The 11421-nt window shown below is 66.7% G+C and carries 10 protein-coding genes; 3 read left to right on the forward strand and 7 right to left on the reverse strand.

What is annotated here, in order from left to right:
• The first annotated feature begins 284 nt into the window (after positions 1–284).
• Together ABE485_RS23395 and ABE485_RS23400 are read left to right on the forward strand one after the other, a co-directional pair.
• The gene (locus ABE485_RS23395) at positions 285–1355 is read left to right on the forward strand and encodes a porin (protein ID WP_346517642.1); all 1071 of its coding nucleotides are present in this window, start codon (positions 285–287) and stop codon (positions 1353–1355) included.
• A 200-nt stretch (positions 1356–1555) separates the two neighbouring features.
• Entirely contained in the window at positions 1556–2881 is a 1326-nt protein-coding gene (locus ABE485_RS23400; RefSeq protein ID WP_346517633.1) for an alpha/beta hydrolase, read from the forward strand.
• Between the two features lie 69 nt (positions 2882–2950).
• Here the strand turns inward: ABE485_RS23400 and ABE485_RS23405 are convergent, their stop codons facing one another.
• The 7 genes from ABE485_RS23405 to ABE485_RS23435 all read right to left on the reverse strand — a co-directional run bounded on the left by ABE485_RS23405 (position 2951) and on the right by ABE485_RS23435 (position 10373).
• Positions 2951–3757: a putative hydro-lyase gene (locus ABE485_RS23405; protein WP_346517634.1), complete on the reverse strand. Its 807-nt coding sequence runs from the start codon at positions 3755–3757 to the stop codon at positions 2951–2953.
• 35 nt (positions 3758–3792) lie between these two features.
• Positions 3793–5142, reverse strand: coding sequence for an amidase (locus ABE485_RS23410; protein WP_346517643.1), 1350 nt, complete (start codon positions 5140–5142; stop codon positions 3793–3795).
• A gap of 91 nt (positions 5143–5233) precedes the next feature.
• A complete protein-coding gene (locus ABE485_RS23415; RefSeq protein WP_346517635.1) occupies positions 5234–5917 on the reverse strand; it encodes a DUF2848 domain-containing protein in 684 nt (227 codons plus the stop codon).
• Between the two features lie 71 nt (positions 5918–5988).
• Positions 5989–7272 carry a TRAP transporter large permease gene (locus ABE485_RS23420; RefSeq protein ID WP_346517636.1) on the reverse strand — a complete coding sequence of 428 codons (1284 nt, stop codon included), beginning with the start codon at positions 7270–7272 and terminating at the stop codon, positions 5989–5991.
• Positions 7269–7889: a TRAP transporter small permease subunit gene (locus ABE485_RS23425; RefSeq protein WP_346517637.1), complete on the reverse strand. Its 621-nt coding sequence runs from the start codon at positions 7887–7889 to the stop codon at positions 7269–7271. Before ABE485_RS23425 ends, ABE485_RS23420 begins: the two co-directional genes overlap by 4 nt.
• Before the next feature lie 90 nt (positions 7890–7979).
• Positions 7980–9026, reverse strand: coding sequence for a TRAP transporter substrate-binding protein (locus tag ABE485_RS23430; RefSeq protein ID WP_346517638.1), 1047 nt, complete (start codon positions 9024–9026; stop codon positions 7980–7982).
• A gap of 459 nt (positions 9027–9485) precedes the next feature.
• The gene (locus tag ABE485_RS23435; protein WP_346517639.1) at positions 9486–10373 is read right to left on the reverse strand and encodes a LysR family transcriptional regulator; all 888 of its coding nucleotides are present in this window, start codon (positions 10371–10373) and stop codon (positions 9486–9488) included.
• 101 nt (positions 10374–10474) lie between these two features.
• Between ABE485_RS23435 and ABE485_RS23440 the strand changes: the two genes are divergently transcribed.
• On the forward strand, positions 10475–11421 hold a 947-nt coding region (locus ABE485_RS23440), incomplete at its 3' end, for a DMT family transporter (RefSeq protein ID WP_346517644.1).

Consider the following 11421-nt stretch of genomic DNA (forward strand, 5'->3'; position numbering starts at 1 on the left):
TCGATACCCCCTCCCCCTGTTTTCCATCTGTGTAAACCAGGGAAAACGCGCAAGGATTTCTGCCCTTCGCCCCGCCCAACTTTTCTAGAATTCCATCCGTCCATGCGCGGCACCGGCATGGCGCAACCTGCATCAAGGCCCAAGCTCCGGACCCGCGCTTACCCAAAGCGTCGGTGCAGCGGCCTGGCTTGCGGCGATCCGCCGCAAGCAACCAGCCGGGCCACAAGCGCGGCGCAACCACAAATCAGCTACACCAGGAGGAGTCCTACGTGAAACGCATCACCGTGAAACGCATCAACTTAGCGCTGGCGGCAGCCAGCGTTGGCATGGCCGCCGGCGCGGCCAGCGCCGAAACCAGCGTCACCCTGTACGGCATCGCCGACGTCAGCATCCGCTACCTGAGCACCAGCGCCGGCAGCGTGGGCGAAGACGGCAGCCGCGTCTCCATGGAGAACGGCGCAATCTCCAACAGCCGCTGGGGCCTGCGCGGCTCCGAAGACCTGGGCGGCGGCAACCGCGCCTTCTTTCGCCTGGAAAACGGCATCAACCTGCAGAACGGGAAAGGTTCGGACACCACCAAGGCCTTCAGCCGCCTGGCCTACGTAGGCCTGGACGGAGGCGGCATCGGCACCCTGACGCTGGGCCTGCAGAACACCCCGATGTTCGACCTGCTGGCCGACTACTTCGACCCGCTGACCGTCGGCAACTACGACCAGAACGCCTGGCTGCCCGCCGCCATGTCGCGCGTGCGCACCAACAACATGACCAAGTACGCCAACACCTTCGGCAACCTGGCCGTGGTGGCGTCCTGGGCCAACGGCGATGATTGGGACGACCACAAGGCAGGCCAGCAGTACGGCGCCAGCCTGCGCTACACCGCCGGCCAACTGGGCCTGGGCGCCGCCTGGCAGCAGACCTACGACGGCACCGATTCGGACCTGCGCCAGCGTGCCTGGAACCTGAACGCCACGTACCAGTTCGACTCCGCCAAGGTGTTCGTCGGCTACTTCAATGGCCGCGACGAAACGGGCTGGGTCAACGGCGTCATGGGCGGCACCACCACCGCCAGCCTGGACCGCAAGGACAACGGCTACTTCGCCGGCGTGACCTGGCAGGCCACGCCGCGCTGGGCCATCACCGGCGCCGCCTACTACGACCGCAGCGAGAACGTGGTCGTGGAAGGCGACAAGGGCAAGCGCTACGCGCTCGTCGCGGTGGCGGAGTACTCGCTGTCCAAGCGCTCGCAACTGTACGGCACCGTGGACTGGAACAAGGTCAGCGACGCCGCCAGCGGCGAAATCGCCGGCAAGAGCAACCAGGTCGGCGCGGCAGTGGGCTTCCGGCACATTTTCTAACCTCCTGCGTGTCAGACACCGTGCGTGTCTGACACCAGCCAACCCCTCCCCCCCAAGCCCCCCCCCTTGATCGCCGCAAAAACCACGGCGACAATCCAACGGGTGCCTTCGCCGTTTCCCGTGGAATTCCTCTGGCCGCCCGCACCCTGCCCCTGGCCCATGCGCAGCGCCAATTCTCCAACATCAATCGGGCCCGCCGCATGAGCCTTTACGATGTCCGCGCGTTCGCGTCCGCCGCCCGCCTGCCGCGCGCGGCCCGGACATCCCTGGCCTTGGCCACGCTGGCCCTGCTGGCGGCCTGCTCCTCGCCCGTCCAGCTCATGCCGACGCCGGTAAAGTTCACGGCCGGCCAGACCGACCCCTTCAAACTCAACGAAGCCAAGGGCGACAGCACGTCGATACCGCTGCTGTACGCCACCAATCGCGCCGTCTTCATCGAGTCGCGCCAGCCGTTCTACTCGATCTTCCCCAGCGACACCCTGCGCCTGGGCGTGGCGCAGGTCCAGGTCGGCGACGGCACGCTGGATTGGGAGCAGCTGCGCCAGCTCTCCACATCGCCAAGCCAGCGCGGCAGGCCCGTGCTGAGCCTGGAGCGGATGGACGAACTGGTTGCGCTCACGCCGCAAAGCGACGCCGCGGCCTCGCCCGAGGCGCAGGCGTATTTCAGCGTCATCAACAAGGCGCTGGCCGTCAGCCAGCACCCGGACCTGATCGTCTACGTGCATGGCTTCAACAACGCGGTGTGGCGCGGCACGGCGCAAGCCGCGCAATTCCACCATTTCACCGGCCGCCAGGCCGTCGTCCTGGCTTTCCTGTGGCCGTCGGCCGGCAGCCTGCTTTCCTATGCGACCGATGTCCGGTCCGCGCGGGCGTCCGTGCCGGCGTTCGCGCGCCTGATCGAACTGTTGTCCGAGAACACCAACGCGGAGCACATCAACATCCTCGCGTTCAGCGCAGGCGCCCGGATTGCCAGCGAAGGCCTTGCCACGCTGGCCCAGCCTCGGGAAGGCGAATCGCGCGACGCCTTGCGGGCAAGGCTGCGCCTGGGACAGATCTATTTCGCCGCACCGGACGAAGACACTTACCGCTTCGTGACCGACCTGCGCCAGTACATCGACCTGACGCAGCGCGTAAGCCTGGGCGCCAACCTGGGCGACCGCGCGTTGCGCTTCGCGGCGCGGCACCAGCGTGCGTCGCGCGCCGGCCGCCCCAATGCCGATGACCTTACCGAAGAACAGATCGAATTCGTTAACGCGGCATCGCAACGGCTGAACTTCGACATGATCCGGGTGGACCCCCGCAACATTCCCGACATGGGACGCCGCGCACACAGCTTCTGGTTCAGCAACGCGTGGGTCAGCAGCGATGTCCTGATGCAGTTCCTGTGGCACAAGGCGCCGGCCGAGCGCGGGTTGCAGGAGGCATTCACGCCGCAGGGCATGCGCTTCTGGACCTTTCCCGCGGACTACGAGCAACGCGTCGAGGACCTGATGCGCGGCCTGAGGCCCGCGCCCGCTCCCCGCTGAACCGCGGGCCCAAAAAGAAGCGCCCGTCCGCACTGACGGCGGACGGGCGCAATGTTTCGCACAGGTGGCCTACAGCACCGCCATGCGGCTGTTGATGAGGTCGGTGACCAGCATGTGGCCCGGCGCGTGCGTAATGCAAAAATCGGGCCGCACGGCCGCCACGACGGATTGCGGCGTCACGCCGCAAGCCCAGAACACCGGCATCTCGCCCGCGCGTATCTCCACGGGGTCGCCGTAGTCGGGACGATCGATATCCTTGATACCGATCAGCGCCGGATCCCCGATATGAACCGGGGCGCCATGCACCGACGGAAAGCGCGAGGTGACCTGGATCGCCCGGATGGCGTCGGCCGCCTTCAACGGCCGCATCGACACGACCAGGGGGCCGCCGAACACGCCAGCTTGCTGCGTCGGAATGTTCGTCCGGTACATCGGTACATTGCTGCCTTGCTCGATGTGGCGCACCGGCAGGCCGTTGTCGAGCATCGCCTCTTCGAATGAAAACGAACATCCGATGAGGAAGGACACGAGATCGTCGCGCCAGATGTCGCGCACATCGGTGGGCTCCGCGACCAGCTCGCCCTTCTTCCAGACCCGGTACCGCGGAACGTCGGTGCGGATGTCGATGTCCGCGCCCAGTTCCGGCAGCGATGGATCGCCGGGCTCGGACATGGCGAGCAACGGGCACGGCTTGGGATTGCGCTGGCAGAAATGCAGGAAGTCCGCCGCCAGCGCACGCGGCAGGATCGCCAGGTTGGCCTGCACGTGCCCGGGCGCCAGGTTGGCCGTGGGACCGGTCAGGCGGCCGCTGCGCGCGTCCAGCCGCGCCTGGCGGGCCAGCGCGACGCTGTGTCGAAGTGGATTGGCGTCAGCCATGGAAAGTCTCGTGTTGCAGGTTGTTCGAACGATGATCAGCGGTTGGCGAACAGCGCTTCGACCGCCAGCCCGATGCCAAGGATCCGGCGGTCCGTGCCGTTGCTGCCCGCGATCATCAGGCCGACGGGCGCCGTGCCCGCCGCCTGGCAAGGCAGCGACAGCGCGCAGCCGTCCAGGAAGTTGATCAACGTCGGGTTGCGCAGGATCAGGCCGTTGGCCGCGTAATAGGCGTCATCGGAAGCCTGCAGGTCCGCCACCGCCGGCGCCACGATGGGCGTGGTGGGCATGATCAGGGCGTCGTAGCCCGCGATGCGGTGGTCCACCGCCGCGACCCACGCTTCGCGCGCGTCCAGCAGGTCCAGGTAGTCGGCCGCGGACATGTCCTGGCCGCGCATGATGCGCGACACGACGCGCGGATCGTAGCGTTTGCCGGCGCGCGCGATCAGGTCGCGGTGCCAGGCCCAGGCCTCGGCGGCGGTAAAGCCGCCCTTGCTGTTGATGGAGGCCAGTTCGGCGAATTCGGGGATCTCGATCCTGTCGACCAGCGCGCCCGCGTCCTGCAGCCGCTGCACCGCCGCCGCGAAGGTGTCGGAGACGTGCTTGTCCATCGCATCCAGCGCCAGCGTGGTGGGAATGGCCAGGCGCAGGCCGCGCACGGGCATCGCTTGCGGCACCGGACCGCCGTCGCCGGACAGGATGGCGTCCAGTTCGGCGCAGCAGCGCACGCTGGCCGCGATCGGGCCGATGGAATCCAGGTTTGCCGACAGCGGCAGCACGCCCTGCATGGACACGCGCCAGGCGCTGGGCTTGAAGCCGGTCAGGCCGCACAGGGCGGCGGGAATGCGGACGGAACCGCCCGTGTCCGAACCGATGCCCGCAACGGCCATGCCGTCCGCGACCGACACCGCGGCGCCCGAGGACGAACCGCCGGGAATGCGGCCGGTGGCGCGGTCATAGGGGTTCAGCGGGGTGCCGTAATGGGGGTTGATGCCCAGGCCCGAATAGGCAAATTCGGTCATGTTGGTGCGGCCGATGATGACGGCGCCCGCGGCGATCAGGCGCTGCACGACCTCGGCGTTCTCTTCGGCCGCGGGCTCGCCTTCGCGCGCCACCGAGCCGGCCATCGTGGTTTCGCCTTCGATGTCGAACAGGTCCTTGATGCTGATCGGCAGGCCTTCCACGGCGGAACGCACGATGCCGGCCGCGCGCAGGGTGTCGGAGGCGCGCGCCTGGGCCAGCGCCGCTTCTGCGTACAGCTTGGTGAACACGCGGGCGCCCTCGCCCGCCTCGTCCCGCGCCCGGGCCAGCGCGGCTTCGGTCAGCTCGACAGAGGTGCTGCGGCCCTCGTTCAGGGCCAGGGTCAGATCGTTCAGGGTCGAAACCATCATTGTCCTAATGCCGCCTGGCGGCGTAAAAGTGCGGACAGGCGCAACCGAAGGGCAAGCGCCTGGTGATCAAGGCCGTGCGCGGCGGGAATCAGGCCACCACAGGCAGCGATTCAACATGATAGCTGTGGCGCAGCGTGCGCTGCAGGCGCGGATCGAACAGCTCCATGGTGAAATCCGCCGCGGCGCGGATGCCGCCAATGGCGCCCACGGTGCCGCAGGTCATGCCCGCGCCTTGCGGCAGCACCGCGGCGCCGCCGGTGTAGCCGGCGATCAGGTCCTGCGGCGTGCGCAGCGTGGACAGCGGGCCTTCCTGGTACAGCACCTTCTCGCCGTTTTCGACGATGTACGAGCGGATGATCAGCTCGTCCCAGTGGGCCGCCACGTCGGCCAGGCGCCAGGCTTCGGTCGCCACGGGCTTGGCGCAGACCTGCTTGGACATGGCGACGCTGACCGTTTCCAGCTTGCGGTCGGTATGGTCCGACGCGATGCTGACGTACATCTCGCCGTCCACGGCGAACACGAACGTTTCGACTTCGCCCGAGGATTCCACGCCCAGCGCCTGCACGTTGGCGGCCTGGGTGAGCTGGTTCTCGGCGATGCGGTAGTACAGCGGCACGCTGGTCGGGCGCGGCACGCCGATGGCGGCCAGTTCCTCGATGTGATGCTCGATGGCGGCCATGTCGCGGCCGGCCCAGCCCGCCACGATCACGGAGTTGAAGTCCACTTCCACCTGGCGGGGATTGGCGTCGTCGATCTTGAATACGGCTTTCATATCAGTCCTGCGAAGATGTCTTTGAGGGGCGCGCGGCATGAAGCCGCGCCGGATTCAGAAAATGGATGGGATCAGCCGAAGACGCGCGGCAGCCACAGCGCGATGTCGGGCCAGAACGCCAGCAGGGCCAGCATCACGAACATGGCCGCGACGAACGGCAGGCTGCCGACGATGACCGCGCTCATGGAACCGCTCTTGCGCAGGCTCTGCACCACGAACAGATTCAGACCGACGGGCGGCGTGATCAGGGCGGCCTCGACCAGGATGATGATCACGATGCCGAGCCAGATCGGGTCGTAGCCCAGGGCGATCATGATGGGAGCGACGATGGGGATCGTCGTGATCATCATGGACAGCGTTTCCATGAAGCAGCCGAGCACCAGGTAGAACACCACCACGATCAGCAGCATCCAGCCCGGCGACAGGCCCAGGCCGGTGATCGACTGCGTCAGCGCATCGGTCAGGCCGGTGGCGGACATGACGAAGTTCAGGAAGCTGGCCGCGATGACGATCAGCATGATCATGGCGGTGGAGCGCATCGTGCCTTCCATCACCTCGCGCAGCATCGACCACGTCAGGCGGCGGAACCAGGCCGCCAGGATGAACGCGCCGAACACGCCCAGCGCGGCGGCTTCCGTCGGCGTCGCCAGGCCGGCGTAGATCGAGCCCACCACCAGGAAGAAGATGCCCAGGGGCGGTGCAAGGTGCACAAGGCTGGCGATGCGCTGGCCCCAGGTCGCGGTGATCTTCTTGCCGCCCCACGAGGGCTTGGCCACGCAGGCGATGACCACCGTCAGCATGAACAGCGCCGCCATTGCGAAGCCGGGGATGATGCCGGCCAGGTACAGCTTGGGCACCGACGAATTCGTCAGCACGCCGTAGATGACCAGGTTGATCGACGGCGGAATCAGGATGCCGAGGGTGCCGCCCGCGGCCAGGCTGCCCAGAAACAGCGGCTCGTTGTAGCCGTACTTGCGGATCTGGGGGATGGCGACGGTGCCAACCGTCGCGGCCGTGGCGACGCTGGACCCGGAGGTCGCGGAAAACAGCGTGGACGCCCCGATGTTGGCATGCATCAGCCCGCCCGGCAGCCACGACAGCCACAGGCTCATTGCGCTGTACATGCGCTCGGCGAAGCCGGCGCGCAGCAGCACCTCGCCCAGCATGATGAACAGCGGAATGGCGACCAGCAGGAATTCGTTGTTGGAGCTCCAGGAGATCTCGCCGATGGCGCGCGACAGCGGCAGCATCGAGAACAGCGGATCCAGGATGAGCCCCAGCACGCCGAGCGCGGCGCCCACGGGAATCGACAGCCCGATCAGCACCAGCAACAGTGTCAAAGCGGTGGAAATCATGCGGATTCTCCCTTCACCATGCGCTCGCCCGCGGCGGCTTCTTCGTCAGCTTCTTCCTGCGCGGAACGCACGCCGCAGATCTGCTTGACCAGTTCGATGTCGCCCGTGACCAGCGCGGCCGACGCCCGCGCCAGCATCAGCGCGACGGTGATGCACATCCAGGCCAGGCCGAGCACCCACAATCCCTGCGGGATCCACAGCGGGGTCGCGAGCGGCGTGTTGGCGGCGGATTTCTGCATCCAGGAGGTCTGCACCACGTCATAGGCGTAGTAGGTCAGGAACACCATGAAGACGGCCAGCGCCACCATGGAAATCCAGTCCAGCACGGCCGACAGGCGCACCGGAAGATATTGGTAGAGCACGTCGACGCGCACGTTGGCGCGTTGCAGCGTGGCGAATGCCAGCGCCCACGACGTGCTGATCGCGAAGGCGTAGCTGGACAGTTCGTCCGCCCCGCCCGTCGTGAAGCCAAGGAATTTGCGGGCCAGCACGTCGAAGGAGATCAGCAGCACGCTGGCCACCGTCAAGGCGCCCCCGGCCCAGACGGCCGCGCGCGAAAAGCTCTCGGCGCGCCGCAACAGGCCGCCGAGCAGGCGGAAGTGTTCGGTTTGAGTCATGAATGGAACCTCTGGGGTTCAGCCCGGTATCACAGGCCGGTATCAAAGGCAGCAAGGCGCGCCGTCCCGCGGGGAGGCGCGCCCCGGTGCTTACTTGCTGGCGGTCAGGCCAAGCGTCTTGCCGACGGTGGCGTTCCAGTCCTTGACGCACTGCGCCGAGCAGCGGGCGGCCCACTTGGGCAGCACGGCCTCTTGCGCAACCTTCTTCAGCAGGGCGTGGTCGGCCTCGGAGGGCTGCACCAGCACCATCTTGCCCTTCACGGGGTACGGGCAAGCGGCGGCGCCGGTGTTGCAGTCATAGCCTTCCTGCGTCTGGCGCGCGGCGGCGTCCCAGATGTTGTCGACCAGCGTCTTCACATTGGCCTGCAGGAACGTGCGCACCTTGGGATCCAGCTTGTCCCAGGCCTTCTGGTTGACGGCATGGATCTGCTGGTTCCAGTTGATCGGCAGCGCGACCAGGTGGGTGGACACTTCATACCACTTGGCCGAATAGCCCGACAGCGAACCGGTGATGGCGCAATCGACGACCTTGTTCTGCAGCGCGGGGACCACTTCGCCGAAGGCCATCGTCACGCTGGAGCCGCCCAGCGCCTCGACGAACTCGGCGGTGGTGCGGCTGCTGGTGCGCACCTTCTTGCCCTTGATGTCTGCCAGGCTCTTGATCTCGGCATTGCAGAACAGCACCTGGCCCGGATAGGTCGAGATGCCCAGCAGCTTGACGTTGTTGCCTTCGCCGTAGAGCTTGGAGTAGACAGGCTCGAACGCGTCGGTGACGGCGCGCGCGGTCTTGACGTCGGGCGCCAGGCCGGCCAGGTCGATCGCTTCATTGATGGGATTGTCGCTGGCGAAGTACGACAGCGTGGCCGTGCCGAATTCGATCACGCCCTGAGACATCAGGCGCAGCAGCTCGGGACCCTTCAGGCCCATTTCGTTGAAGCCCTTGATTTCCGCCGTGACCTGGCCCTTGGACAGCTCGGGGATGGTCTTGGTCCAGAACGGCTTCTCGTAATCGTTGTAGGCGGTCAGGTTCGACAGGCCGCCCACGACCTTCAGATTGGTTTTGGGCAGGTCCTGGGCCTGGACGGCGCCGGCCAGCAGGCTGGCGGCGACGGCGGCGAAAGCAAGAGACTTCTTCATGAACAAAACTCCTGGCTGGCGGGATGGTCTGTCGCGCGCGGGATCCCGTTATCCTGGTCGCGCGCCGGTAAGAATCGGTGGTTCAGGAACGCGAGGCAGAAACGGGGAAACCGCAAGCGGAACCTGCGCAAAGTCGCGCATGGCGCCTCGCCGCGCTCGGCCTGACCAGCAATCGATGCCTATTCATGGTTTTCCCCCGCACTGTTTATCCAGGCGCTGCTTTTTTCTGTAGCGCCATTGCATCGCCAGGGGACAAGAGCGTCCAATCGTAAGTTGCGATGTGGGGGTATAAATAATTTTTAAGTCTCGCCGGCGCCGCCCGCGCGGCATTTTCGCAAAGCCAGCATTGGCGCGGCTTTGCGGGCAGTCCTGGCTATCCGGAATCGGTCTGGCCGGCCGCTCGCGCAATGGCGGGCGGTCCGGGCGGCTGGGGTAAACACCTACGAAGAGAACGCGTCTTCAGGCCTGCGCCGCGACCTTCTGCGCCATCTGCGCGATGACGCGCACGGCGTGGCTGTCCGGGCCTTGCACCCAGGTCGCGGTGAAACTCAGTTCGGGCAACGGGTCGGCCTGCACCTGCAGGATGCGCAACTCGCCCCGGGCCAGTTCCTTGCCCAGGAACACCGGCGCGATCACGCTGGTGCCGATGGCGTCCTGCGTCATCCTGACCACCATGGACATGGACGCGCTGCCATACATGCGCGGCGACGTGACGCCCGCCCGCGTGAGCATGTCGCGCACTACCCGGTACGGTGAACTGTTGGATGGATACGTGATGATCGGCAGCTTGCCGATCGTCGCCAGCGTCAGGGGCTCGGGCCCCAGGTCCAGCAGCGGGCTGGCCACCCACGCCAGCGGATATGTGCATAGCGGCAGATTCTCGACGCGCGCCTCCAGCACCGGCCCCATCAGGAAGGCCAGGTCGATCTGGCGCGACATCAGGTGCGAACGCAGGACGTGTGTGGTGTCCACTTCGATCTCCAGCACCAGGGCCGGATAGGTCGTATGGATCAGCTCGATCAGGGCCGGCAGCCACGTCTGCACGATGGTCTCGGCCACGCCGATGCGCACCGTGCCGGTCATGACGTTCTGTTCGCGCGCGGCTTCGAACATGTCGCGCCGCACTTGCAGCATGCGTTCCGCGTGCGACAAAAGTTCATGCCCCTTGGCGGTCAGCTTGACGCCGCGGGCTTCGCGCTCGAACAGCTTGACACCCAGGTCGGCCTCGAGCGAGGCGATGCGCTGCGAGACGGCGGGCTGCGTGGTGTTGAGCTTGTCCGACGCGGCGCGAAAGCTGCCCAGCGTGGCGACCCAGAAAAAAGTTTCGATGTTGCGTAGTTCTATCATTGGCCCAAGACCTCTTCCCCCGGCGGGATGAGCGTATCATGTCAGCCGCCCGTCGCCTCGAATCGCGGCGCGGCCATTTCACGCTGAAAGGAGCCTTGTCCATGCCCCCGGCCGATACCGGTCGCCCGCGCGCCAGCGCGCCCGCCGCACGCGGCCCGATGATCGGCATACTGCTGCTGGTCCTTTCGATGTGGACGCTGTCCTGCCTGGACGCCAGCGGCAAGTGGGTCATGAACGCCGGCGTGCCCCTGCTGGTGCTGTCCTGGTTCCGCTACGCCATCCATCTGGTGCTGGTCCTGGCCCTGGTGCTGCCCACCCGCGGCGTGCGCGTGCTGCGCAGCACCAAACCGCGCGAGCAGCTTATCCGCGGCGGATCGATGTTCCTGGCCACGCTCATGTTCTTCACGACGCTGAGCTACATCCCGCAGGCCGAAGCCACCTCCATCAACTTCCTGGCCCCCCTGCTGGTGCTGTCGCTGGCGCCCTGGATCCTCAAGGAACCCGCCCGCCTGTCGCGCTTCGTCGCGGCGGGCATCGCCTTCATCGGGGTGATCATCGTCATCCGACCGGGCGGCGGGCTGCATCCGGTCGGCACCATCTTCGGTCTCCTGACCGCCTGTTGCTTCGCCGCGCAGTTCATCGCCACGCGGCGCGTGGCGGGCGACGATCCGTTCACCTCGCTGATCTGGAGCGGCGCGGTGGGCACCGCCTGCCTCACGCTCACCTTGCCCTTCATCCTGCCGCCCGCCCTGCCCGTGCTGCAGGGCTTGTCCACGCTGGACTGGCTGCTGCTGATCTCGACCGGCATCACGGGCGGCGTGGGCCACCTGTTCCAGATCGCCGCGTATCGCCGCGCGCCCGCCTCCACCCTGGCGCCCTTCATCTACCTGCAGATCATCAGCGCCACGTCGGTGGGCTGGCTGGTCTGGGGGCATTTCCCAGACCCGCTGACCTGGTTGGGGATCGCGATCATCTGCGCCAGCGGCATCCGCATCGGACTGATCGAATGGCGCCGCGGCAAAGCCCAGGCGGCCGCGCCGGCCAGGGC

This window comes from Achromobacter spanius, from assembly GCF_039673305.1.
In the GTDB taxonomy this organism is placed as follows: domain Bacteria; phylum Pseudomonadota; class Gammaproteobacteria; order Burkholderiales; family Burkholderiaceae_B; genus Achromobacter; species Achromobacter spanius_F.

Bases quoted from the DNA above. Each gene is read 5' to 3' on its own strand.
- ABE485_RS23400 (WP_346517633.1), top strand. From the start codon at position 1,556: ATGAGCCTTTACGATGTCCGCGCGTTCGCGTCCGCCGCCCGCCTGCCG.
- ABE485_RS23405 (WP_346517634.1), bottom strand. From the start codon at position 3,757: ATGGCTGACGCCAATCCACTTCGACACAGCGTCGCGCTGGCCCGCCAG.
- ABE485_RS23410 (WP_346517643.1), bottom strand. From the start codon at position 5,142: ATGGTTTCGACCCTGAACGATCTGACCCTGGCCCTGAACGAGGGCCGC.
- ABE485_RS23415 (WP_346517635.1), bottom strand. From the start codon at position 5,917: ATGAAAGCCGTATTCAAGATCGACGACGCCAATCCCCGCCAGGTGGAA.
- ABE485_RS23420 (WP_346517636.1), bottom strand. From the start codon at position 7,272: ATGATTTCCACCGCTTTGACACTGTTGCTGGTGCTGATCGGGCTGTCG.
- ABE485_RS23425 (WP_346517637.1), bottom strand. From the start codon at position 7,889: ATGACTCAAACCGAACACTTCCGCCTGCTCGGCGGCCTGTTGCGGCGC.
- ABE485_RS23430 (WP_346517638.1), bottom strand. From the start codon at position 9,026: ATGAAGAAGTCTCTTGCTTTCGCCGCCGTCGCCGCCAGCCTGCTGGCC.
- ABE485_RS23435 (WP_346517639.1), bottom strand. From the start codon at position 10,373: ATGATAGAACTACGCAACATCGAAACTTTTTTCTGGGTCGCCACGCTG.